Annotated in this window: 24 protein-coding genes; 18 read left to right on the top strand and 6 right to left on the bottom strand. The window is 66.9% G+C overall.

The features are described from left to right. Positions 1 to 109: 109 nt before the first annotated feature. The 10 genes from V7060_RS06010 (at position 110) to V7060_RS06055 (ending at position 11,705) form a co-directional block, all read left to right on the top strand. Positions 110 to 496: a hypothetical protein gene (locus V7060_RS06010; RefSeq protein ID WP_334178334.1), complete on the top strand. Its 387-nt coding sequence runs from the start codon at positions 110 to 112 to the stop codon at positions 494 to 496. A 149-nt stretch (positions 497 to 645) separates the two neighbouring features. Continuing rightward, positions 646 to 3,048 carry a TonB-dependent receptor gene (locus V7060_RS06015; RefSeq protein ID WP_334178335.1) on the top strand — a complete coding sequence of 801 codons (2,403 nt, stop codon included), beginning with the start codon at positions 646 to 648 and terminating at the stop codon, positions 3,046 to 3,048. A gap of 77 nt (positions 3,049 to 3,125) precedes the next feature. Next, the gene (locus V7060_RS06020) at positions 3,126 to 3,812 is read left to right on the top strand and encodes a Fe2+-dependent dioxygenase (protein WP_334178336.1); all 687 of its coding nucleotides are present in this window, start codon (positions 3,126 to 3,128) and stop codon (positions 3,810 to 3,812) included. 168 nt (positions 3,813 to 3,980) lie between these two features. Beyond that, a complete protein-coding gene (locus tag V7060_RS06025) occupies positions 3,981 to 4,352 on the top strand; it encodes a hypothetical protein (protein ID WP_334178337.1) in 372 nt (123 codons plus the stop codon). 102 nt (positions 4,353 to 4,454) lie between these two features. Then, complete coding sequence (locus V7060_RS06030) at positions 4,455 to 6,875, top strand: TonB-dependent receptor (RefSeq protein ID WP_334178338.1); 2,421 nt, start codon at positions 4,455 to 4,457, stop codon at positions 6,873 to 6,875. A gap of 112 nt (positions 6,876 to 6,987) precedes the next feature. Next, positions 6,988 to 7,623, top strand: coding sequence for a PepSY-associated TM helix domain-containing protein (locus tag V7060_RS06035; RefSeq protein ID WP_334178339.1), 636 nt, complete (start codon positions 6,988 to 6,990; stop codon positions 7,621 to 7,623). 25 nt (positions 7,624 to 7,648) lie between these two features. After that, positions 7,649 to 8,179: a DUF2271 domain-containing protein gene (locus V7060_RS06040; protein WP_334178340.1), complete on the top strand. Its 531-nt coding sequence runs from the start codon at positions 7,649 to 7,651 to the stop codon at positions 8,177 to 8,179. Positions 8,180 to 8,210: 31 nt separating this feature from the next. After that, a complete protein-coding gene (locus V7060_RS06045) occupies positions 8,211 to 9,023 on the top strand; it encodes a DUF4198 domain-containing protein (protein WP_334178341.1) in 813 nt (270 codons plus the stop codon). Between the two features lie 112 nt (positions 9,024 to 9,135). Beyond that, positions 9,136 to 10,062 (top strand): FAD:protein FMN transferase, encoded by a 927-nt coding sequence (locus tag V7060_RS06050; protein ID WP_334178342.1) that lies wholly within the window; start codon positions 9,136 to 9,138, stop codon positions 10,060 to 10,062. 59 nt (positions 10,063 to 10,121) lie between these two features. Then, positions 10,122 to 11,705 carry a flavodoxin domain-containing protein gene (locus V7060_RS06055; protein ID WP_334178343.1) on the top strand — a complete coding sequence of 528 codons (1,584 nt, stop codon included), beginning with the start codon at positions 10,122 to 10,124 and terminating at the stop codon, positions 11,703 to 11,705. 10 nt (positions 11,706 to 11,715) lie between these two features. On the opposite strand, the gene V7060_RS06060 is transcribed toward V7060_RS06055, so the two are convergent. Beyond that, positions 11,716 to 12,306: a HutD family protein gene (locus V7060_RS06060; protein ID WP_334178344.1), complete on the bottom strand. Its 591-nt coding sequence runs from the start codon at positions 12,304 to 12,306 to the stop codon at positions 11,716 to 11,718. A 283-nt stretch (positions 12,307 to 12,589) separates the two neighbouring features. Continuing rightward, a complete protein-coding gene (locus V7060_RS06065) occupies positions 12,590 to 12,940 on the bottom strand; it encodes a helix-hairpin-helix domain-containing protein (protein WP_334178345.1) in 351 nt (116 codons plus the stop codon). A 241-nt stretch (positions 12,941 to 13,181) separates the two neighbouring features. Between V7060_RS06065 and V7060_RS06070 the strand changes: the two genes are divergently transcribed. From V7060_RS06070 to V7060_RS06080, 3 genes are all read left to right on the top strand, one after another. Next, positions 13,182 to 14,672, top strand: a complete 1,491-nt coding sequence (locus V7060_RS06070; RefSeq protein ID WP_334178346.1) for a M20 family metallopeptidase — start codon at positions 13,182 to 13,184, stop codon at positions 14,670 to 14,672. Between the two features lie 272 nt (positions 14,673 to 14,944). Continuing rightward, positions 14,945 to 15,211, top strand: coding sequence for a GlsB/YeaQ/YmgE family stress response membrane protein (locus V7060_RS06075; RefSeq protein WP_334178347.1), 267 nt, complete (start codon positions 14,945 to 14,947; stop codon positions 15,209 to 15,211). Positions 15,212 to 15,293: 82 nt separating this feature from the next. After that, a complete protein-coding gene (locus V7060_RS06080) occupies positions 15,294 to 15,707 on the top strand; it encodes a hypothetical protein (protein WP_334178348.1) in 414 nt (137 codons plus the stop codon). Between the two features lie 12 nt (positions 15,708 to 15,719). Here the strand turns inward: V7060_RS06080 and V7060_RS06085 are convergent, their stop codons facing one another. Further along, entirely contained in the window at positions 15,720 to 17,126 is a 1,407-nt protein-coding gene (locus V7060_RS06085) for a mannose-1-phosphate guanylyltransferase/mannose-6-phosphate isomerase (protein WP_334178349.1), read from the bottom strand. 72 nt (positions 17,127 to 17,198) lie between these two features. Here V7060_RS06085 and V7060_RS06090 point away from each other — a divergent pair, with 72 nt between their 5' ends. Together V7060_RS06090 and murU are read left to right on the top strand one after the other, a co-directional pair. Beyond that, on the top strand, positions 17,199 to 18,215 hold the full coding sequence (locus V7060_RS06090) for a phosphotransferase (RefSeq protein ID WP_334178350.1): 1,017 nt from the start codon (positions 17,199 to 17,201) through the stop codon (positions 18,213 to 18,215). After that, positions 18,212 to 18,925, top strand: coding sequence for an N-acetylmuramate alpha-1-phosphate uridylyltransferase MurU (murU, locus tag V7060_RS06095; protein ID WP_334178351.1), 714 nt, complete (start codon positions 18,212 to 18,214; stop codon positions 18,923 to 18,925). Before V7060_RS06090 ends, murU begins: the two co-directional genes overlap by 4 nt. A gap of 77 nt (positions 18,926 to 19,002) precedes the next feature. On the opposite strand, the gene hda is transcribed toward murU, so the two are convergent. Genes hda through V7060_RS06110 form a run of 3 tightly spaced genes read right to left on the bottom strand, consistent with a single transcriptional unit; the run spans position 19,003 to position 21,976 of the window. Further along, on the bottom strand, positions 19,003 to 19,686 hold the full coding sequence (hda, locus tag V7060_RS06100) for a DnaA regulatory inactivator Hda (protein WP_334178411.1): 684 nt from the start codon (positions 19,684 to 19,686) through the stop codon (positions 19,003 to 19,005). A 23-nt stretch (positions 19,687 to 19,709) separates the two neighbouring features. Further along, entirely contained in the window at positions 19,710 to 20,876 is a 1,167-nt protein-coding gene (locus V7060_RS06105; protein ID WP_334178352.1) for an AI-2E family transporter, read from the bottom strand. A 14-nt stretch (positions 20,877 to 20,890) separates the two neighbouring features. Beyond that, positions 20,891 to 21,976 (bottom strand): DUF2066 domain-containing protein, encoded by a 1,086-nt coding sequence (locus tag V7060_RS06110; protein ID WP_334178353.1) that lies wholly within the window; start codon positions 21,974 to 21,976, stop codon positions 20,891 to 20,893. Positions 21,977 to 22,113: 137 nt separating this feature from the next. Here V7060_RS06110 and purM point away from each other — a divergent pair, with 137 nt between their 5' ends. The 3 genes from purM to purN are packed head-to-tail and all read left to right on the top strand — an operon-like array spanning position 22,114 to position 24,441. Beyond that, positions 22,114 to 23,163, top strand: a complete 1,050-nt coding sequence (gene purM / locus V7060_RS06115) for a phosphoribosylformylglycinamidine cyclo-ligase (RefSeq protein WP_334178354.1) — start codon at positions 22,114 to 22,116, stop codon at positions 23,161 to 23,163. 7 nt (positions 23,164 to 23,170) lie between these two features. Further along, entirely contained in the window at positions 23,171 to 23,791 is a 621-nt protein-coding gene (locus tag V7060_RS06120) for a DUF2238 domain-containing protein (RefSeq protein WP_334178355.1), read from the top strand. Further along, entirely contained in the window at positions 23,788 to 24,441 is a 654-nt protein-coding gene (gene purN, locus V7060_RS06125; RefSeq protein WP_334178356.1) for a phosphoribosylglycinamide formyltransferase, read from the top strand. The genes V7060_RS06120 and purN overlap by 4 nt, the downstream gene beginning before the upstream one ends. The last annotated feature ends 5 nt before the right edge of the window (positions 24,442 to 24,446 follow it).

A 24,446-nucleotide genomic window follows, 5' to 3' on the forward strand; every position in this document is an offset into this window, starting at 1 on the left:
TCGCCTGCGTCGGATGCGCGTGTGAATTCTTTGTTGTAATCGCGAATAATTCTCATTATTCTGGCGCCCCGCCTGCGACGCCCTGTCGCAGCCTCACGCCCAGAGCCCCTTGGCCCCTCAGCCCTCCATCCGCCTCCGGATCGCCACACGCCTGTTGCTGGCGATGGCGTTGCTGGTGATGGGTGTCGCGACGGTCGCAGGCAAGAACCCCGCCGGGTCGGGACATTCAGCCCCGCCACTATCCGCAGCATTGACGGCGATCGACGCGCCAAGCCAGGCCGACGACAACGCTGCCCCCTGCCTGATGGCGCCGCCGACCCCGCTTATCCACGAGCCCGGCTTGGCCGCCAGCGAAACCGAACCCGGGACCTCGCTGGGTGGCTATCGCATCCGGGCCGCCGGGCTGGCGCCATGCCAGCCAAGGCCCTTCCACGGGCCTGTCCGCGCCGCACGCCGCACCGCACCGCTGGGTCGCGGCCCCCCGCGCCAGGCCTGAGAACCCGCACGCCGCTGACGCGCGCGACCACGTTCCGCGATCCGTTCTGCCCGCCACTGTCGTCGTTCGACGGCAGCCGCGCCAGAGATCGTTCCCTTATCCCCCGCCAGCCATCGCCAACGGGTGCTTCCATCACCTTGAGGATGCTCATGAACCTTCGTTATTCCCCGCTTGCCGCCGCATTGATGCTGGCGATCAGCACTCCAGTACTTGCCGCGCCCACCGGCGACGCGCCCGCCGAAGCCGGGGGCCAGGCCAAACAGCTCGATACCGTCGAAGTCCACGGCGAGCGCGTGCGCAAGGCCAGTTCGCCGAAATACACCGAGGCACTGGTCGACACGCCACAGACGATCACCGTGGTCACCAGCGAAGTCATGGCGCAGCAGAACCTGCTCGGCCTGCGCGACGTGCTCAGCACACTGCCCGGCATCACCTTCGGCGCCGGCGAAGGCGGCGGCGGTTATGGGGACAGCATCAACCTCCGCGGCTTCACCGCCAGCAGCGACATCACCACCGACGGCGTACGCGACAGCGCGCAATACACGCGTACCGACAATTTCAACCTGGACGCCATCGAACTCATCAATGGCGCCAACTCGGCCATGTCCGGCGCAGGTTCGGTCGGCGGCAACATCAACCTCGTCAGCAAGTCCGCCCGCGAAGGCGCGTTCCAGACCTATACGGTCGGCGCCGGCACGGACGGCTACGGGCGTGCGACCGCCGACAGCAATTTTTCTCTCGACAACGGGGTTGCCGTGCGCCTCAATGCGATGGCGCACCAGAACGACGCACCGGGCCGGGACTTCGAAGAGTTCAAGCGCTGGGGCTTCGCGCCTTCCGTGGCCTTCGGCATCGGCTCGGACACCCGGCTGACGCTGAGCTATTTCCACCAGCACGATGAGAATCTGCCGCAGTACGGCGTGCCGTACTACATGAACGCGTTCAACAAGGGTCCGCTGCCCGGCGTGGATACCAGCAACTACTACGGCTACCACAACATCGACACGCAGGAGATCGATGTGGACATGGTGACCGGCTTGCTTGAGCGCGATTTCGGCAGCGCGACCACCTTGCGCAGCCTCGCCCGCTTCCAGAAGGTCGATCAACTCTCGGTGGTGGACGCCACCCAGGGCACATGGTGCCTGGCAAACGGCATCAATCCCGCCACCGGCGCAACATGCACGCCCGCAGGCACTTACCAACCAAGCGGCCCGCGCGGCTACTCGCGCGATACGAGCAATGCGATCGCCATCAGCCAGACCGACCTCACCACCCGTTTCAGCACGGGCGCGGTAGAGCATGCATTGATTACCGGCGTGTCCTTCTCGCGCGAAACGTTTGATCTGGATGTCGGCAGCCTGCTGCGCACGTCCGCCGGTGTTCCCGCGACGCTGCCGAGGATGGATCTCCACAATCCCGACTCGACCTGGACCGGCCCGGTCAACTACACCCTGACCGGTCGAACGGAGGGCACGTTGAGCAATCAGGCGGTCTACATGTTCGACACGCTGAAGTTCGGTGAGCGCGTATCGCTGAACCTCGGCGCGCGTTATGAACACAACGAAGGCGATACGGCCACGTGGAACATCAAGCTGTACACCGCGCCTACGACAGGCAATCCGAATCCTGACAACAGCGGCATCGGGAATGTCCTGGGCAAGGGAACCACGTTCCGGAACGAAGACGACCTTTTCTCTTACCGTGCCGGCCTGGTGTTCAAGCCCACAGACAACAGCTCGATCTATCTGTCGTACGCCAATGCCAAGACGCCCTCCAAGGCGTCGGTCAACGGCGCCTGCACCGTACAGACCTGCGATGTGGATCCGGAAACTGCGGTGAACATCGAGCTGGGTACCAAGTGGGATCTGCTGGACAACCACCTGGCGCTGACAGCAGCACTGTTCCGCAATGAGCGACAGAACTACAAGGTCGCCGATCCCATCAACCCTCTGAATCCTTCTGGCGAACAGCAACTGGACGGCAAAGCGCGCGTGCAAGGGCTGGCTCTGGGCATCGCCGGCAACATCACGCGCGAGTGGTCGGTCTTCGCCAACTACACCTATCTGGACAGCGAAGTCCTCAACGGCGTATCGGACTACTGCGCCGCCAATCCCAACAACCACCTGCTCAATGGCGCTCCAGTCAACGTGGACAACGTGAACTGCGCCAACAGCACCCACTTCCCGGATCCTCTCAAGGGCAATCCGTTGACGGCTACACCCGAGCACTCGGCCAATCTGTGGACGACCTATCAACTGGGAAGCTGGACGCTCGGCTATGGCGTCACTTACCTCGGTGAGATCCATCTCAACAACAACGTCCTGCCGACCACCAGCCCGATCACCAACACCACGCCGGCAGTGCTGTACAAGTCGCCCGACTACGTGACCCACCGCGCCATGGTCGGTTACCAGCTCAACCGCCGGATCGGACTGCAGTTGAACGTCAACAACCTGTTCGACAAGGAGTACTACACGCGCATCCGCAACAACGGCTGGGCGACGCCCGGCGATGAGCGCTCTGCCGTGCTGACCGCGACGTTCAAGTTCTGATCCGCATGATGCCGTAGTCCCTATGCGCCCCGCCCGTGCAGAATGGGCGGGGCGTTCCTGTTGCGAGGTGGACCGATATGCTGCTGGCGATTCCCGATGTCCTCACTCCCGCCCAGGTCGCGCAGGCGCGGGCCGCGCTCGACGCCGCCAACTGGGCCGACGGTCGCATCACCGCCGGCTATCAGTCGGCGAAAGCCAAGGACAATGCGCAACTGCCCGAAGACGCTCCTGCGGCACGCGAGATCGGCGCACTGGTACTGGATGCACTGGCACGCAACAGCACGTTCTTTTCGGCCGCCCTGCCCAGACGCATCTATCCGCCGCTGTTCAACCGGTACGGCGGAGGCCAGTCCTTCGGCTACCACGTCGACAACGCCATCCGCTACGACCGCAGCCGTGGCGGCGTGGATCCGGTACGCACCGATCTGTCGGCCACCCTCTTCCTCAGCGCCCCCGACGAGTACGACGGCGGCGAACTGATCATCGAGGACACCTTCGGCACGCAGAGCGTGAAGTTGCCGGCCGGCCACATGGTGCTCTATCCCGGCACCAGCCTGCACAAGGTCACGCCGGTGACGCGAGGCGCGCGTGTCGCCTCGTTCTTCTGGATGCAGAGCATGGTGCGCGACGACAGCCAGCGCCGGCTGATGTTCGAGCTGGACGTATCCATCCGCCGACTGACCCAGGACGTTCCGGAGCATCCTGCGCTGGTGCAGCTCACCGGCGTGTACCACAACCTTCTCAGGCAATGGACGGAGGTCTGACGACCTCGCAAATAGGACTCATCCCTGTTTGCACTTGATAAGTATTCTCAACTACAATGGTCCCGTTCAGCGGCCGCCAAGGCCGCTCCGGGGATCGACGTGCGCCACCCTTCGACCATTGTCTGCCCTCATGAACGTGCGCCGATTCGCGCACGTGCAGGGTGGCGCGTGGCGGTCTGGACGGTATTCCTGTGCGCCCTGGTGATGGTGGTGTCTGTCGCCGCGCTACGGCGAGGCGGCGATCAACAGGATGCGGAGACCTTCGCCGGCAGCGGCGTCCAGCAGCTGACTGAGGACGATCCTCCGCAGCCGCCAACGCATCACCTATCGCCGGCCAAGAAGCCCCGCGTGAAAGCCTTGCTGGTCCGGACGGCACCAGTTGCAGATCCCGCACGACCGCTGGCCTTCCATCTCCGCAACACGGGCAAGGCGCCGCCGACGCTGTACGTGCCGCTGCCTGACGACTCAATGTCGGGCATGCGTCGCGAAGACTCCCTCTTGCGCCTGCATCCGGGCCAGGCACCTCCGCGCGTCGCCTGACGTCCGTGTCCGGCGCATTGCCGGACGCCTTCCGCTGATCCCGTTCGTGCAAGCGCCGATGCTTGCACCACGCCTTCCGTTTCTCCCCCTTCCGTGAATCCCATGACCCAGACCCGCTTCTCCGGGCGAGGCCGCCTGCGCCTGCGCCGCCATCGCCTTGCCATCGCCTTGCTCGCCCTTACCTCGGCCCCTGTCTTCGCGCAGGTGTCGCCGAATGGTGCGGCCGATGCCACCGATTTCGACACCGTGGTCGTGACCGCGGCCGGCTTCGAGCAGAAGATCACCGATGCGCCCGCCAGCATCAGCGTGATCACGCGCGAAGAACTGGCCAAGCGACCGTACATGACGTTGCTCGACGCGGTGCGCGACCTGGAGGGCGTCGACGTCGGCGAGACACGCGACAAGACCGGCCAGGGCACCATCTCCATGCGTGGCATGGGATCGGACTACACGCTGATCCTGGTCAACGGCAAGCGCCAGAACAACCACGGCGACATCTACCCGAACAACTTCGGCGGCAACCAGTTCAACCACATTCCGCCACTGGATGCGATCGAACGCATCGAAGTGATCCGGGGACCTGCCTCAACGCTCTACGGCGCGGATGCCATGGGGGGCGTGATCAACGTCATCACCAAGCGCAACCTGGACAACTGGAGCGGCTCGATCACGCTCGGCCGCACCATCGAAACCGACGACCAGTTCGGCGACGACGCCACCGTGGATGTCTATGTCACGGGGCCTCTCGTCGCGGGCACCCTGAACTTCAGCGCGCGCGGCAGCTGGTACGAACGCGACGCCTCCAACCCCGTGTATGCCCCGGCGACGGATCCATCCGGCGTGACGCATACCCGTGTGCTGGGCTTCGGCGTTGGCGGCAAGACCGTCGACAACACCAACAAGGCCGGCGGTTTCAGTCTGGAATGGATGCCTGCCGACAATCAGAGCCTGACCCTGGACTACGACACCTCCAGGCAGGAGTACGACAACAGCACGAAGATCAACGATGCCGGTGTGGAGGAGTACCCGGTCGGCACCGTGGACAGCATCGCCAGCATCTGGATGGCAGGCAATGCATGCCTGGGCGCGGCCGGGGCCAATGCAGCCGCATGCCGCGCCAATGGCGGCACGTGGGGCCGCCGCGCCAACCCGCGCGTGGGCTATGGCCCCACGCAGGAGTTCACCCGCGAAAGCTGGTCGTTGACGCATGAAGGCAAGTGGTCTTTCGGCAACAGCCTGGTCTCGCTGGCCCACATCGCCACCAACAACGATGGCCGCACGCTGCCGTTCACGGTGAGCGAGCGCGAGCAACTGCTGGCGATGTTCGACGGCACGGGCCAGTACGCCGGCATGAGCCTGGCCGACCGTCGTGCGCTGGCGGAATCCACCTTCCTGCCACGTCCCAAGCGCACGCTGGAAAGCCGCCAGTACACGCTGGATGCCAAGCTCGACCTGCCTTGGCAGTGGCGCGGCGAACACACATCCGTGGTCGGTGCGCAGGTGATCCGCGGCGAACTGGAGGACGGCGTCTTCGGCATGGAGGCCGGTACGCCCAGCGCGGTGCAGGAGCACAACATGCACTCGGTGTTCGCCGAGGACACCTGGTATGTGATCAAGCCCCTGGCGGTCACCGCCGGCGTGCGCTACGACGACCATGACGTGTTCGGCGACCAGATCAGTCCGCGCCTCTACGGCGTCTACACCGTGAATGAACAGTGGACCGTGAAGGGCGGCATCAGCACCGGCTTCAAGACACCCAAGACCACCCAGCTGTACAACGGCATCACCGGCTTCGGCGGGCAGGGCACCACGCCGTTGTTCGGCAATCCGGACCTGCAGCCGGAAACCAGCACCAGCACCGAACTTGCCGTGTACTGGCAGCATCCGGACGGGCACAACTTCAATGCGACCGTGTTCCGCAACGAGTTCGACGACAAGCTCTCCACCGAAGCCTGCGGCATCGGCCTGGCGCTGGCGTGCCCGACCGGCGAGTACGCCGACATCGGGTACGTCGCCGGCAACGTACCCGTCAACATCGATGAAGCCGTCGTGCAGGGTGCGGAACTGGCGGGACGCTGGGAGATCAGCGACCGCTTCGGCTTCCGCGCCAACTACACCTACACCGACAGCGAGCAGAAGAGCGGCCCGTCACGGGGCCAGCCGCTGGGCAACAGCGCCAAGCACATGGCGAATGCCACGCTGGACTGGGCGGCAACGGACAGGTTCAACGTGTTCCTGACGGCCGAAGTGCGTTCCAAGCGCTATCGCGGCGTGGATGCGACCACGGGTGAGCACCTGTACTGGAAGGATTACGAGGTGTTCCACCTGGGCGCGTCGTACAAGGCCACCGACTGGCTCACGATCAACGCGCGCATCAACAACCTGCTGGACCGCGACTTCACCAGCTACCGGACGACGTTCGCCGACAACGGGGACGGTACGTGGACGCCGACCTCGCTCGACGACTACAACAACAAGGACAAGGCCCGGAACGTGTGGCTGAGCTTCAACGTCAACTTCTGATGCCGACAGGCGTTTCCCTCCCTCGCGGGAGGGGAACACCCCCCCCTCAATTGAGAGCCATTCTCATTCGTGATGTAATGGCGAACCGCTCCACCCTGCGTCGAGACCGCCGTTGTCCTCTTCCGCCTCTCCTGCGATCCAGCAACAACGCCGCGGCTTCTGGCTGCGCACGCTGCATCAGTGGCACTGGATCAGTTCGGCGGTCTGCCTGATCGGCATGCTGCTGTTCGCGATCACGGGAATCACGCTGAACCACGCGTCGAAGATCGAGGCCAAGCCCGCCGTCAGCAACCTCACGGCCACGCTGCCGGCTGGCGTGCTGGCGGCCCTGGGCGATCGCCAGGAAGGCAATGCGCCGCTGCCTCCCACCGTGGTCGGCTGGCTGGAGGGCGAACTGTCCGTTTCGATCGGTCGGCGTGAAGCGGAGTGGTCGGACATGGAGGTCTATCTCTCGATGCCCGGGCCGGGTACCGATGCGTGGTTGAACATCGATCGGGAGACGGGCGCGGTCGAGTACGAACGCACCGAGCGCGGCTGGATTTCCTACTTCAACGATCTGCACAAGGGCCGCAATGCCGGCCCGGCATGGGGATGGTTCCTCGACATCTTCGCCGTGGCCTGCCTGGTGTTCTGCATCACCGGCCTGTTCCTGCTCTACCTGCACGGACGGCAGCGCCGCATGACCTGGCCGATGGTCGGCCTGGGCCTGCTGGTGCCGCTGCTGATCGCGCTGCTTTTCATCCACTGACTCCCTCCCCCATCCGGAACCTCGCATGTCGAAGATCGCCGTCCACACCACGCTGACCATCGCGCTCAGCGGCCTGCTGGCCACGCCGGCCTACGCCGCCACGCTGGACATCAATGTCGAGATCCCCAAGCTCGACGTGGCCGAGTACCACCGCCCCTACGTCGCGGTGTGGATCGAAGGCGCCGACCAGAAGGTCGCCGCCAACCTCTCCGTCTGGTACCAGCAGACCAGCAACTCCGAAGGCCATGGCACCAAGTGGCTGCCCGACCTGCGCCAGTGGTGGCGAAAGTCCGGACGCTCGCTGCAGGTACCGGTGGATGGCATCACCGGCCCGACCAAGCCCACCGGCAAGCATGCGCTGAGCTTCACCGACAAGCAGCATCTGGCGAAGCTGGCGCCGGGCGACTACACGCTGGTCGTCGAAGCCGCGCGTGAAGTGGGTGGGCGTGAGCTGCTGAAGATCCCCTTCACCTGGCCCGCCAAGGGCGCGCCGCAATCGGGCAAGACGCAGGGCAGCACCGAACTCGGTGCCGTCACGCTGACCGTCAAACCCTGATCCCCTTCCACGTACCGAGCTGGAGATTCCGATGAAGCGTTCCCTTGCCGTGGCCATCGCCCTGGCCTCCGTCATTCCCGCCACCGCGCTGGCGCACAAGGCATGGCTGCAGCCGTCGCAGACCGTCATCGCCGGCGCCCATCCGTGGATCACCGTGGATGCCGCCGTGTCCAACGACCTTTTCTACTTCAACCACGTGCCGCTGCGTACCGAAGGCCTGGTCATCACCGCGCCGGATGGCAGCACCGTCGACGCCCAGAACGTGGCCACCGGCAAGTACCGCACCGTGTTCGACGTCGAACTGACGCAGCAGGGCACCTACCGCATCGCCACGGTCAACAAGGGCCTGACGGTTCGCTGGGACGGCGCCGACGGCAAGCCGGGCGGCCTGCGTGGCGCGAAGCCGGAGGACCTGGCGACCAAGGTGCCGAAGGATGCGAAGAATCTCCAGGTCTCGCAGTCGATCGGCCGCGTCGAAACCTTCGTGACCAACGGCTCGCCGAACGACACCGCGCTGAAGGCGACGGGCGAAGGCATCGAGCTGCTGCCGGTCACCCACCCGAACGACCTGTTCGCCGGCGAAGCCGCCACGTTCAAGCTGCTCGTGGACGGCAAGCCTGCGGCGGGCCTGGAGTTCGAGATCACCCGCGGCGGTACGCGCTATCGCAACGCCCAGGAAGAGATCAAGGTCACCACCGATGCCGCTGGCCAGTTCAGCGTGACCTGGCCCGAAGCCGGCATGTACTGGCTGGAAACCGGCACGCAGGACGGGAAGACCACGGTCCCGCAGGCCAAGCAGCGTCGGCTGAGCTACGTCGCCACGCTGGAAGTGCTGCCCCAGTAAGGCAGCCTCGTGCCGCCGGGCGCCTGTCCGGCGGCGTGCACCGCACATGAACATCTCCCTCTCTTCGCCTCCTGCATTCGCGGCGCCCGTGCATGCGTTGCACGGGAAGACCATGGGCACGACCTGGTCCGTCCAGTACACCCATGCGACCCGCATCGACGCGCATGCCTTGCACGATGCCGTGCAAGCGCGCCTCGACCAGGTGGTCGCGCAGATGAGTACGTGGGAGGCGGACGCGGACATCATGCGTTTCAACCGCTGCGCGGCGGGGGACTGGTTCGCGCTGAAGGACGATGTCCTGCGGGTGCTCACGGCAGCACTCGACATCGCATCCGCCAGCGAAGGGACATTCGATCCCACCGTGTCGCCGCTGGTGGCGGCATGGGGCTTCGGCGCGCATGCCGCCCACCGGGGCCGGCCGGCCGAGGTGTACCTGGTCGAGGCGCGTTCGCGCGTGGGCTGGCAGCACCTGCGGTTCGATCCAGCACAGCGTCGCATCCGCCAGCCGGGCGGCGTGATGCTGGACCTTTCGGCGATCGCCAAGGGCTACGGAGTGGATGTCGTCGCCGACCTGCTGCGCCGTCGTGGCATCCACGCCGCCCTGGTCGAGGTCGGGGGAGAACTCTACGGCCATGGCCGCAAGGGCGACGGACAGCCGTGGCGCGTCCTCGTGGAATCCTCGCCGGACGAGGAGGCCGACAGCGAAGCACTGGAGCCGCGCGTGCTGGCGCTCGATGGCGTGGCCGTCGCTACCTCCGGTGACCGCTGGCATGCCTATGCGCAGGATGGACGACGCTATTCGCACACGATCGATCCGCGCAGCGGCGAGCCGGTCACCGATGCCGCCGCCGCAGTCACCGTGGTGGCCTCCGATGCCATGCATGCCGATGCCTGGGCCACCGCGCTCACCGTCATGGGTACCGTCGCCGGTCATGCGTTCGCCGTTCGCAACGGGCTGGCTGCGCGCTTCCTGCAACGCACCGCCGACGGCTTGCGGGAAACGATGACGCCTGCCTTCGAAGCGCACCTGGCGGCATGAGCACTTCGCCCACCGCCCCGCCCCGCAGTATCGCCCCCGCAATAGGCAACGCCTGCGTCATGCTGCTGCTCGCCGCATGCGCAGGGTGGTTCGCCGGCCTGCACGAAGGCGATTGGTGGCAGGCGACGCCATCGGCGATGCGGGGCTACGCCGCCATCATCGCGGTACTGGCCTACGCCGGACTCGTGGCCGCATTCCTGCATCGCGCACGCGTGCGCGAACAGGCGACGCAACCGACGGCACTCGTCGAACCGGATGCGGTGTGGGTGGTGCATGCCAGCCAGACCGGCTTCGCGATGGAACTGGCCGACATGACCGCCGCGTCGCTCCGGCACAGTGGCGTGACGGTGCAGCGCGCGGGGCTGGAGCACCTGGATGCGGCGCGGCTTCAAGGCATTGCGCGTGTCCTGTTCGTGGTCAGCACCACCGGCGAGGGTGACCCGCCCGACCCTGTGCTTGGTTTCGTTCGCCAGGTCATGTCGAAGCCACTGTCACTGGCCAATCTGCAATATGCCGTGCTTGCATTGGGCGACCGCGAATACACGCAGTTCTGCGCCTTCGGGCACCGGCTGGATGACTGGTTGCGGCGCCAGAACGCGCGTTCGCTGTTCGATCTGGTGGAAGTCGACAATGCGGACGACAGTGCCTTGCGCCACTGGCAACACCACATCGGGCAACTCGGCAACGGCGACGAGGCGCCGGACTGGTCGGCGCCTCGTTACGCGTCGTGGTGTCTGCGCGAACGGCGGGAGCTGAATCCGGGAAGCCTGGGCGGCCCCGTCTTCCATCTCGCGCTTGAACCCACCGACGACACCCTGCCCCACTGGACCGCGGGCGACATCGCCGAAATCGGGCCGCGGCATGCCGAAGGGTTCGTCGCGGATTGCCTGCATCGCCTCGGCATGGCCGGCGATGTGCAGGTCCACTGGCATGGCGAAGCGCAGGCACTCGCAACCGTGCTGGCATGCAGCCACTGGCCTGACCTGACTTCAACATCGGGATTCGCGGACGCGCAGGCGCTGGCGGACGCATGCACGCCGCTTCCGCATCGCGAATACTCGATCGCCTCGCTCCCCTCCGATGGCGCACTGCATCTGCTGGTGCGGTTGATGCGACGCACGGATGGCACGCCGGGCCTGGGCAGCGGCTGGCTTTGCACGCATGCACGACCTGGAGATTCCATCGCCCTGCGTATCCGACCCAACCCCAATTTCCACCCGCCTGCCGCCGAAACGCCGATGATCCTGATCGGCAACGGTACGGGCCTCGCCGGTTTGCGCGCCCATCTCAAGACCAGAACGCAAGCAGGAGCTACGCACAACTGGCTGCTGTTCGGCGAGCGCCAGCGTACGCATGATTTCTTCCATGCCGATGAACTGCTCGCCTGGCAGGCCCAAGGAACGCTTGAGCACCTCGACCTGGCGTTTTCCCGGGATGGCGGCGAACTCCGCTACGTCCAGCACGCCTTGCTCGCACAGGCCGACCGGCTGCGGCAATGGATCGAACGCGGGGCCGCAATATATGTCTGCGGCAGCCTGGCCGGCATGGCTCCCGACGTGGATGCCGCGCTCCGCAGCATCCTTGGCGATGAACGCGTCGAGGAACTGCGCGGCAACGGCCGCTATCGCCGCGACGTCTACTGAAACGGAACCGTCAGCCGGCGACATCCTCGATGCGGATGACCAGCAGCTCGCCCCCGCCCTGGAGCGCATGACGCGTGCGCGCATCTCCGGGCATCAGCAGGGCGGTGTCGCCACTCCAGAGATGGCCAAGGCCGCTGGCCGCATCGAATACCGCCTGTCCGGCAATCAGATGGACAACCCAGTGCACGCCCGGCTCGGTAAAGAAGAGCATCGGACCCACCAGCGGACGATGCAGCAACTCCGTGCGGACACGGTCGCGCCGCCACATCAGGTTGAAATCGTGCGTCATGCCGTCGACCAGTTCACCCGTGACGACCTCCTCGCCGGCAAAGCGCAGACGATCGTGCGGCGGCATCAGTTCGACCACGCGCCCGTCGCCGAACTTCAGGCGCAGGCCATTCCCACCAAGCAACACCAGTTCACGGTCGATGCCGGCAAACGAGGAAAACGCCGCGTCGCGCTCGATTTCAGCGATCGACAGCCGCCAGTCCCATGTCTCGTTGTCCGGCACCCGCACGATCTCGCGCGTCCAACCGAGACCATTCTTCCAGCGCTCCCGCCGGTACTCGTTTGCGGGAATGAGGCGCGACGATGCGGGCATGGGGTGGACCTGTCGGGACGCGGCGCGATTCTAGCCCGTCCGCCGTGAGGCGAGCTGCGGGGCGCAGAAACGACATCGCCCGGACGCGCATCCTGCACGCCCGGGCGATGTCCACCTCCGTGTCGGCATCCTGCCAGCAGCAGGCCCTCCTGCCTGCTCCCGACCTTTGCGCGTCCTGCGCGGTGTGGATACGTCCTTGTCGGCTTCCTGCCTGTCTCCCCTGGCATCCTGCCCCTGTACCCGGCGTCCCACGTCCTGTGGAGGCGCCCGGCACGGGATTCGATCAGCGTCGCGCCACCGGCTTGGCGGGCGTCGCTGCGGCAGCCGCCGGCTTTCCTGCCGGCTTGCCCGCCGGTGCGGTGCCGGTGCGCAGTTCGATGCGGTCGCGGTTCTGCTCGATGGTGCTCAGGCCGATGCCCTTCACCATCGCCAGTTCCTCGGCGCTCTTGAACGGCCCGTTGGCCTTGCGGTACTCGATGATGGCGGCGGCCTTGGCCGGCCCCACGCCGATAAGCACGCGATCCAGCGCGGCCGCATCGGCGGTGTTGATGTTGACCTTCTCCGCGGCCATCGCCTGCACGGCGAACAGCAGCGACAGGGCGGCGGCAAACACGATGTGGATGAACGACTTCATGACGACTCTCCTTGTGGCATTGGACTCTCCATGCATGAGGGATGCGTCGCGGCATCCTTCATGTTTCCGCACATGGCCCTTGGCCTGCGACGGTAGGGAAAGTGTCCAACTCCGACAGGGAGCAAGGTATCGCCCGTACGCGGGAGAATCTGCCCGTAAACGCCGCGAGTGTTTGTAGGAAAAGTCCTACCCCTGTCCAGGGCGTAGAATGACGGCCTGTCTTTCAGTGCCCGGAGTTGCCATGGATACCGCCAAAGTCGACCGCTACGTTGCAGAGAAGTGGGATGACGACATCGTTCCGCAACTGGTCGAATACATCCGCATCCCGAACAAGTCGCCGATGTTCGACAAGGACTGGGTGGCCAACGGCTACATGGAGCAGGCCGTGCAGCTGATGGAGCGCTGGGCGAAGGCGCAGTCCGTGCCCGGCATGCAGGTGGAGGTGGTGCGCCTGGAGGGCCGCACGCCGTTGATCCTCATCGAAATCCCGGCCAGCGGCCCGGAGACCGGCGCCGACACCGTGCTGCTGTACGGCCACCTGGACAAACAGCCTGAGATGACCGGCTGGGACGACGACCTCGGCCCGTGGGTGCCGGTGATCAAGGGCGACAAGCTGTATGGCCGCGGCGGCGCCGACGACGGTTACGCGATCTTCGGTTCGCTGGCCGCCATCCAGGCGTTGCAGCAGCAGGGCGTGCCGCATGCGCGCTGCGTGGTGCTGATCGAGGCCTGTGAGGAATCCGGCAGCTACGACCTGCCCGCCTACGTGGACCATCTGGCCGACCGCATCGGCAAGCCGTCGCTGGTGGTCTGCCTGGATTCGGGTTGCGGCAACTACGAGCAGTTGTGGTGCACCACCTCGCTGCGTGGCCTGGCCGGCGGCAACTTCACCGTCAAGGTGCTGGAGGAAGGTGTGCACTCGGGCGACGCGTCCGGCGTTGTGCCTTCGAGCTTCCGCCTGCTGCGTCAGCTGCTGTCGCGACTGGAGGACGAACAGACCGGCCGCATCCTGCCGGATGGCCTGCAGGCCGAGATTCCCGACGCCCGGCTGGCGCAGGCGAAGGAAGCGGCGCGCGTGCTGGATACGGCGGTGTTCGACAAGTTCCCGTTCCTGCCCGGCATGACGCCGATGGCGGAAGACCTGGCCGAACTGGTGCTCAACCGCACCTGGCGCCCGGCGCTGTCGGTGACCGGCGTGGATGGCATGCCGCCACTGTCGTCCGCCGGCAACGTGCTGCGCCCGTACACCTCGGTGAAGCTGTCGCTGCGGCTGCCGCCGACGCTGGAAGGCAAGCAGGCCGGCCAGCTGTTGAAGGACCTGCTGGAACAGGACCCGCCGAACGGCGCGCAGGTCAGCCTGGATCTGGAGAAGGCCAGCACCGGCTGGAATGCACCGGCGATGTCGCCGTGGCTGGAAAACGCTATCGACGCGTCCAGCCGCGAGTTCTTCGGCAAGCCGGCGATGTACATGGGCGAAGGCGGCACCATTCCCTTCATGGGCATGCTGGGCGAGAAGTTCCCCGGTGCGCAGTTCATGATCACCGGCGTGCTGGGTCCGCATTCCAACGCGCACGGCCCGAACGAGTTCCTGCACATCCCGATGGGCAAGAAAGTCACCGCCTGCGTCGCGCGCGTGATCGCCGAACACCACGCCGCCAGCGTGCGTGGCGAGACCACGGGCGTGGCCGCGGTGGCGGGTGGCGAACAGCACGGCGATCACGGCTGCTGCTGATGCCAGTGCGCCGGTTGAACCGCGATGGAGGCCGGGGCGACCCGGCCTTCTTCGGTTCCGGCCTCATGCTCACAACGGCTCATGAAGGTCTAGCGTACTTGTGGGAGCGACGCAAGTCGCGATGGAGCCGTCACTGGAAAGCTCATCGCGACTTGCGTCGCTCCCACAACGTCCGGATCCGGTCTCCCCACCTCTGCCTGCCGCTGCCCCACTCCGCTGACAGCTGGGTTACGCTGCGCATCGCCCCACATCCTCATAACCGGAGCGTTTCAATGGAACAGATCTTTGGCGGCGGCATCCTCTGGACCTTGCTGATCGGCTTCCTGGCCGGCCTGCTCGCACGGGCGATCAAGCCCGGCAACGACAAGCTCGGCTTCTTCATGACCATCGTGCTCGGCATTCTGGGCGCGCTGCTGGCGCGCTTCGTCGGCGTCCAGCTTGGCTGGTACGGTCCCGGCGAACCGGCGGGCTTCATCGCCGCCGTCGTCGGCGCCATCGTGCTGCTGGTGATCTATGCGATGGTCCGGAAGAAGCGCTGACGCCCATGTGCGGCAACGCGATCGAATGCCCCCGCATGGGGGCATTCTTTTTTCTCCACCACCGTCCGGGAGCTTCGTACCCATGGCCCTGTTTCGCCCGATCCTCGCCATGTCCTGCCTGCTGGCAGCCCCTGCAGCGGCGTCATCGCCCCTCGACGGCGCATGGCGCCTTGCGTCGGGCAGCTTCGTCGACGAACAAGGTCAGGAAAAGGACTACGGCAGCCTGAAGCTGCAGGGCACCAAGCTGCTGGCGGATGGCCACTTTTCCTTCACCACCTCGCAGGACGGGCGCTTCTGGGCGGGTGGCTCGGGGACGTTCACGGCCGACGCCGACACGTATGTGGAGACGCCACGCATGGCGTCCTACCCGGTGACCGAGGGCGGCAGCTACCGCTTCCGCTACACGCTCGAAGGCGATACCTGGACGCTGGAACGCCATGAAGACGGCAAGCGCGTCGAGCGCGAAGTCTGGCGCCGCGTGACGTCCACGCCCTGACCGCAGGCCGCCTTACTGGCTGCGGCCGTAGACGTCCTCGAAGCGCACGATGTCGTCTTCGCCCAGATAGCTGCCGGACTGCACTTCGATCAGCTCGAGCGGCACCTTGCCTGGATTCTCGAGGCGGTGCTTCACGCCCAGCGGGATGTAGGTGCTTTCGTTCTCCGACAGCAGCAGCGTCTCGTCGCCGCGCGTCACCTTGGCGGTGCCGCTGACCACGATCCAGTGCTCGGCGCGGTGATGGTGCATCTGCAGGCTGAGCGCCGCGCCCGGCTTGACCTTGATGCGCTTCACCTGATGCCGGCTGCCGTTGTCGACCGAGTCGTAACTGCCCCACGGACGATGCACTTCGCGATGCAGGACGGCCTGGCTCCGCTGCTCCTGCTTCAGGCGTGCGACCACCTGCTTGACCTCCTGCACCCTGTCCTTGCGCGCGACCAGCACGGCATCGTCGGTTTCGACCACCACGATGTCGTCGACGCCCACCAGCGCGACCAGGCGCTGCGCGTAGGCATAGCTGTTGCGGCTGTCGACGGCGATCACGTCGCCATGGTGCGCATTGCCGTCGGCATCGCGCTCCGCGACATCCCACAGCGCCGACCAGCTGCCGACGTCGTTCCAGCCGATGTCGACCGGCAGCACCATCGCGTGGCCGGTCTTCTCGAAGACCGCGTAGTCGATGGAATCGGAGGGACAGGCCGCGAAGGCGTCCTTGTCCAGCCGGATGAAATCGCCGTCGTGCCGCGCGGTTGCGTGCGCTGCCCGCACCGCTTCGACGATGTCGGGACGGAAGCGTGCGAGTTCCTCGAGATACCGGCTGGCACGGAACAGGAACATGCCGCTGTTCCAGTAATAGCCGCCGGCATCGAGGTAGGACTGCGCAGTGGCGGCATCGGGCTTTTCGACGAAGCGGGAGACCTTGCGCAGGCCTTCACCGACGTCCGCCTGGATGTAGCCGAAGCCCGTTTCCGGCGCATCGGGCACGATGCCGAAGGTGACCAGCGCACCGGCCTCCGCCGCCGCCGACGCCTCATGTACCGCGCGCCGGAACCCGGCGTCGTCGCGGACCACGTGGTCGGAAGGCAGCACCAGCAGCAACGGATCCGCACCATCCGCCATCGCCTGCAACGCCGCAGCGGCGATCGCCGGGGCGGTATTGCGTCCGACCGGCTCTAGCAGGATGGCCGGTTCCGGCGCGCCGACCTGGCGCAGTTGTTCGGCGACCAGGAAGCGGTGTTCCTCGTTCGCGACCACGAGGGGAGCGAGATCGGCGATGGCCGCGACACGACGCCACGTCGCCTGCACCATCGTGTCGTCGCCGGCCAGCGGCAGGAACTGCTTCGGATAAGCCTCGCGCGACAGCGGCCACAGGCGCGTGCCGGAGCCACCGGAGAGCAGCACGGGTTGGAGTTTGGCCATGCAAGCCTCGCAAGTCGGTAGGGCGCCAGTTTACCCTGTAGGCCTTTGTCGCCTGTGTGTGGTCGCCCCTGCATGAACCCTACGATTCAGGACCCTTCCGGGCGCGGTGCCCAGCGCCTGGAATGGGCGCGCGGCGCGCTCGGCGACCCCTATGCGCAGCTCGAACGCGCCTCGATGGATGCCGGCTACCGCAGCTACTGGCGCAGCCTGGGCGACGGGCCAGGCCGGATCGTGATGGACTCGCCGCCCGGTCTGGAGGACGTCCGGCCGTGGCTGGCGATGCGCGAATTGCTGATGGGCGGCGACGTGCGCGTCCCGGAAGTCCTGGCCATCGACGTCGACCTCGGCTTCCTGCTGCTGGAGGATCTCGGCGGTCCGACGCTCGCGCACGTGATCAGCGAGGACAACGCCGACACCTGGTTCGACGCCGCCATCGAACAGCTGCTGCGCCTGCAGGCCATCGCGCCTCCGGACGGCATGGGCGAGTTCGGCGAGGCGCTGCTGCAGCGCGATGCCGGCTTGTTCGACGAATGGTTCCTGCGCCGTCATCTCGGCCTGACGCTGGACTGTGGCGAGACCGACGGACTGGAACTGGCGCAGCGCCGCCTGATGGACAACGCGCTGACGCAGGCGCGCGTGCTGACGCACCGCGATTTCATGCCGCGCAACCTGATGCCGGTGACGCCCGGCCCGGCCGTGCTCGATTTCCAGGACTGCGTGCGTGGACCCGTGGCCTACGATGCGATGAGCCTGTTCAAGGACGCGTTCCTGAGCTGGCCGATCGAACGCGTGGATGGGTGGCTGGCCCGTTACCACGCGCGCGCCACGCGTGCCGGCGTACCGGTACCCGAACTCAAGGTCTTCCTGCGCGATGCCGACTGGATGGGCATCCAGCGGCACCTGAAGATCCTCGGCATCTTCTCGCGCCTGCACTACCGCGACGGCAAGACCCGCTATCTGCCCGACGTGCCGCGCTTCATCCGCTACCTGGACGAGGTGCTGCCGCGGTATCCGGAACTGGCCGGCCTGCGCACCCTGCTCGACGCCCGCGTCAAGCCCGTGCTGCATGCCCGCGGTGAAATCGCATGAAGGCCCTCATTTTCGCGGCGGGCCTCGGCGAGCGCATGCGCCCGCTGACCGACCACACGCCCAAGCCGCTGATCGAGGCGGGCGGCAAGCCGTTGATCGTCTGGCATCTGGAAAAACTCGCGGCGCTGGGCGTGGAAGACGTCGTGGTCAACACCAGCTGGCTGGCCGACCGTTTTCCTGCCGTGCTCGGCGACGGCGCGCGCTGGGGCCTGCGACTGCACTACCTGCACGAAGGCGATACGCCGCTTGAAACCGGCGGCGGCATGCTCAACGCGCGCCCGGTCCTCGGCGAGGCGCCGTTCCTGCTGGTGAACGGCGACATCTGGACCGACTTCGATTTCGCCCGACTGCCACGTGAGCCGGCGGGACTGGCGCATCTTGTGATGATCGATCCACCCGGCTATGCCACGAACGGAGACTTCGCCCTGGATGACGCCGGCAACGTCCGCAAGGAAGGCAAGAATCGTCTGACCTACGCCGGCATCGGTGTTTACAGGGCCGCGCTGCTGGATGATTGGCGAAACCATGTAGACGACCACGCGGGCATCACCGCCAATGGAAAGCCGCGCTTCCGTCTTGCCCCGATCCTGCGAGCGCACATGGATGGGGACAGCATCCGCGGCGAACGTCATGCGGGGCGCTGGACCGACGTCGGCACGCCGCAACGGCTGGCCGAACTGGAAACGAGGCTGCGCGGCGGCCTGACTTAGTGGCGCGCTGACGACATTCCGAGGAGAGCATCGCTCTTCGGTCCGCCCTGGAAGCACGTCTCTGGCACGACCCGCGCTTACAGCACCTGCCGCAGGAACGGCACGGTGATCCTGCGCTGGGCCGCGAGCGACGCGCGATCCAGCCGGTCCAACAGTGCGACGAGCGCGCCCAGGTCGCGGTCGGTGCGCGTCAGCAGCCAGTCCAGCGCGGCATCCTCCAGCACCAGGCCGCGCCGCTGCGCGCGATCGCGCAACACATCGCGGCGGCCTTCATCGTCGAGCGGATCCAGCGTGAAGCGCAGGCACTGTTGCAGGCGCGAACGCAGGTCGGGCAGCACCAGGCCGATGACGTCGGGAATGCCGCGCGCGGTGTACAGCACGTTCAATCCCGAAGTCCTGGCGCGATTGTGGAAGTCGAACAGCGCGACTTCGTCCTCGCGGGCACCCGCGATCGCGTCCAGTCCATCCAGCGCGACGACGTCATGGCCTTCCAGCGCATCGAGCGCATCGCGCACGCGTCCTGCCGCCGCCGTCAGCGGCAGGTAGGCGGCGCGCCTTCCCTGTTGCTCGGCCGCCGCACACACCGCAAGCGCGAGATGCGTCTTGCCGGTCCTGGACGCACCGGACAGGTACACCCAGTCCGCGCCTGTCGTCGCGGCCAGCGCCGACAACGCCGGCAAGGCGCCTTCGGGGGGCGCGATGAAACTGTCGAAGCGCTGGTCCGGCGGATACCGCAGCGCCAGCGGCAACTGCGGACCCAGGCCCGCGCCCTGCTCGTCGCGGCTCACGGCGTATCGGAATCGGCGCGAGGCGATGCCTGTTCGAGGCTGCCCTTGTCGAGGTAGGAATCCAGCACGATCGACGGCCGATCACCGGCATACAGGCGGCTCTGCGTGTAGCGCTCGTGCGCGAACCGCAGCAGCACGTTGGCGATCGCGGCGATCGGCAAGGCCAGCAGCATGCCGAGAAAACCGAACAATTGTCCGCCCGCCATGATGGCGAAGATCACCGCCACCGGGTGCAGGCCGATGCGGTCGCCGACGATGCGCGGCGTCAGCACATAGCCTTCCAGCATCTGGCCGATCACGAACACGCCCATCACCAGTGCCACCAGCGACCAGTCGCCGCCGGATTGCACGAGTGCCGCGATCACGCCGAGCACGATGCCCGTCGCGGTACCCAGGTACGGGACGAAGCTGATCAGGCCTGCGATGATGCCGACCAGCAGACCGACCTTCAGGCCGACGACCGACAGGCCGATGGCGTAGATCGCGCCCAGCGCCAGCATCACCAGGAACTGACCGCGCAGGAACGCCCCGAGGACTTCGTTCGATTCCAGCGCCAGCCGCGTGACGGTGGCGATGTGGTCGCGCGGCACCAGCGCCGCGATGCGTTCGACCAGGACGTCCCAGTCGCGCAGGAAGTAGAACGTCAGGATCGGCAGCAACACCAGGTTGGCGACCCACGCCATCACGGCGAAGCCCGAACGCGAGAAATAGCCGAACAGCGTGGCGGCCACGCCACCGGCCTGCTGCCAGTGGCTCCGTACCCATTCGGTCAGGCGGTCGGGATCGAGCCACGCGACCAGTTCCAGCCCGGTGCGTCGCTCCACCCACGGCAATGCCGTCTGCACGAACCAGTCGCGATAGGCCGGCAACGACTCGATCACCGTGACCACCTGCCGCTCGATCATCGGCACCAGCAGTACCAGCGCGAGCGTCAGCAACAGCAGCATCAGCGTGAACACCAGCACCACGGCGGTGGTGCGCGAACGACCGCTGCGCTCCAGCCGATCCACCCACGGATCGCCCAGCCAGCCCAGCAGTGCGGCGCACACGAACGGCGTCAGCACCGGCGCCAGCAGCCAGATGAGCCAGCCGACGATCAGTGCGATCAGCAGCCATTGCCATCGGCGGGCCAGCGTGCCGGCTGGCGTGGAAGAAAGGTCCATGCAGCGTCCTTGTGTCAGCGCATCTGGTAGGCGGGCGGCTCGCCTTCACCGCCGGTGAAGGGAGCCTCGTCACCCATGGTGCGACGGAAGCCCGCCAGGCCCGAGACCAGTTCCAGATCGAGTTCCAGCACGTCGCCGCTGGCGCGCACCGGGGTGATGCGACGGACCACGGCCATCTTCTGCAGGTGGCCGGTGAGGCGCAGGTAATCGTCGGTGGTGCGGATACCGGTGAACAGCACGCGGTAGGTGCCGGCCGGGCCTGCACTGCCGCGCTTGCCGTATCGCTTCACCAGGGCATCGGCGGTGCCGTCGGCACCGGACGCCATCGCGCGGCGCGCATCGGCGTCGGTCACCGACCACTTCGCCAGCACCTTGCCGGCATCGACGAACACCCAGTCCACCGTCCAGCCGCCCTTGGCATCGCGGTACAGCTTGCCGATGAGCTGCATCGGCGGGCTGTACCGCGCCGATGCCCGCGCGACCGCAGCCGTGTCCTGGCGCCAGATGGCGCCGACCAGCGCCTGCTCCGCCGCGCCGCCGGCCGGCAGGCCCAGGCCATAACCGCGTTCAATCGCGCGGTTGAGCAGCGGTCGCGCGGCATTGGACTGCGGCAATCCGACCAGGCGCGGCCCGCTGCCATCGTTGATCGCCAGCCAGACCACCGGCTTGGGACGCGGCTGCGGCCACACCGGCAGGCCAAGTGCGCCGGCCAGCCCGTTGACCTGGTCTTCGTCGAAGCGCACCACCAGCGTGGTGCGGAACGTCGGCGCGCCGGTGGCCGACGTGCCCTGGTCCTGGCGGTAGTCGTAGCCGTCCACGTAGTCCTTGGCATTGCGCAGTTCCGCGCCGACGCCCGGACGCGACATCGCGGAACGGTCGCCCGACAGCTTGCCGAGCACGGTGCCCAGCGCGCGCGCGAAGCCGCCCTGGCGCTCCGCCTCGCCCTGGCCGTTGACCGGCACTTCCGCCTGGTACAGCCCGCGCGCGGACACCGCGTCGCCTTCCGTGCGCAGGCCGGACTGCGCCTGCACGGCGGGTGTCGTGGTCAGTGCCGCCACCAGCAGTGCGGTGGCGAGTGCGATACCTGGGATCCGGCGCATCGAGCGTCCTTGAGCTCTACAGACCCGGCGAATTGTTGCCCGAATGACCCGATACCGCCAACGGCACCCGTTCAGGACGGTCGCTCGGCGCGCCGATTCCTTTAAAATCACGCCTCTTGCCCCGCCGACGACCGCCCGTGACCCAGCCGACGCCTTCCGCCCCCACCCCGATGACCTATCGCGACGCGGGTGTCGACATCGACGCCGGCAACGAACTGGTCGAACGCATCAAGCCGCTGGTGAAGCGCAGCTTCCGGCCGGAAGTGATGGGTGGACTGGGCGGCTTCGGCGCGCTGTTCGATCTGTCGGGCAAGTACCGCGAGCCGGTGCTGGTCTCCGGCACCGACGGCGTGGGCACCAAGCTGAAGCTGGCCCAGCAGCTGGGCCGCCACGACACCATCGGCATCGACCTGGTCGCCATGTGCGTCAACGACGTGCTGGTGCAGGGTGCCGAGCCGCTGTTTTTCCTCGACTACTTCGCCACCGGCAAGCTGGACGTGGACACCACGGTCGCCGTGGTCGGCGGCATCGCCAAGGGCTGCGAGCTGTCCGGCTGCGCACTGATCGGGGGCGAAACCGCCGAGATGCCCGACATGTACGGCCCGGGCGAATACGACCTGGCCGGCTTCTGCGTGGCGGCGGTGGAGAAATCCCGCCTGCTGGACGGCGCCAAGGTCCGTGCCGGCGACGTGCTGGTCGGCATCGCCTCCAGTGGCCCGCATTCCAATGGCTATTCGCTGGTGCGGCGCATCTACGACCGCGCCGGCCGGCCGGCCGATCTCGATGTGGGCGGCGTGAAGTTGGCCGATGCGCTGATGGCGCCGACCACGCTGTACGTGAAGCCGATCCTGGAACTGCTGCAGGCGCACGACCTGCATGGCATGGCCCATATCACCGGCGGTGGCCTGACCGAAAACATCATCCGCGTCATCCCGGAAGGCCTGGGCCTGCAGATCGACGCCAGCGCGTGGACGCTGCCGCCGGTGTTCGACTGGCTGCAGCGCGAAGGCGCCGTGGCGGACGCCGAGATGTGGCGCACCTTCAACTGCGGCATCGGCTTCGTGCTGGTGGTCGCGCCCGACCAGCTGGCCGCGGTGAAGTCCGACCTGGCCCGTCTGCAGCTGACCCATTGGCAGATCGGCGAAGTCGTCACCGCCAGCGGCGGCGAACGCGTCCGCATCGGCTGAGCGCGGCATGCCGCGCAGCAAGGCGATCGCCTTCGGGTTGACGCTGGCGGTGTTCGCCGCCAGCTGGATCGCGCCGCGCTGGCCGATCGAACAGGCCATGCACAGCAGCCTGACCGTGCTCGGCCTGGCCTGGCTGTGGTGGCATGACCGCCGCTGGCCGCTGCGGCCGGTGCACTTCGCACTGATCTGCGCCTTCATCGTCGCGCACTGCATCGGCGCGCGCTGGCTGTATTCCTACGTGCCCTACGACGCCTGGCTGCAGGCAGCGACCGGCTGGTCGCCGGCGGAGGCGTTCGGCTGGCAGCGCAACCACTTCGACCGTTTCATCCACCTGAGCTACGGCGTGTGCTTCACGCCCGCCGTCTGGCACTGGCTGCGCCAGCGCTGGCCGATGCTGTCGCCCGGGCAGGCCTTCGGGCTGGCGGTGATGCTGATCATGTGCACCAGCCTGGTGTACGAATGGCTGGAATGGGGCATCGCACTGACGATGTCCCCGGAGGCGGCCGAGTCGTACAACGGCCAGCAGGGCGATGGGTGGGACGCGCACGCCGACATGCTGCTTGCCACGCTCGGCGCGCTGCTGGCGTGGCCGCTGGCGCGTGCCGAACGGCGCGGGAGCATGGCATGACGGCGCGCATCGCCGTGCTGGCGTCCGGTCGCGGCAGCAATCTGCAGGCGATCCTGGATGCGATCCGCGAGGGCATGCTGGACGCGGAAGTCGTGGGCGTGTTCTCCGACAAGCCGACCGCGCCCGCCCTGCAGCAGGTACCACCGGCCCGGCGCTGGAGTGCGCGGCCTTCCGCATTTCCCGATCGCGCCGCCTACGAAACCGCACTGTCGGACGCAGTCGCCGCCGCCCGCCCGGACTGGGTGGTGTGCGCGGGCTACATGCGCATCCTTGGCGAGGCTTTCATCGCGCGCTTCCGCGGCCGCCTGCTCAATATCCACCCATCGCTGCTGCCCCGGTACCGTGGACTGCACACCCATGCCCGTGCCATCGAGGCGGGCGACAGCGAACACGGCGCCAGCGTCCATTTCGTGATTCCTGAATTGGATGCCGGCACGGTGATCGCCCAGGTAAGGGTGCCGATCCTGCCGGGCGATACCCCCGAAGCGCTGGCCGCGCGTCTGCTGCCGCGGGAGCACGCCCTGCTGCTGGCGGTGCTGGCGCTGGCGAGCACCGGCCAATTGGCTGAACAGGGCGACATCACGCTCTGTCACGGTCAGCCCCTATTAAATGCGCTGTCCCTAGATTCAGCCGACCGTTTGCTGCCCTGACCTTC

The sequence above is a fragment of the Pseudoxanthomonas sp. genome (assembly GCF_036845285.1).
Taxonomy (GTDB): Bacteria; Pseudomonadota; Gammaproteobacteria; order Xanthomonadales; family Xanthomonadaceae; genus Pseudoxanthomonas_A.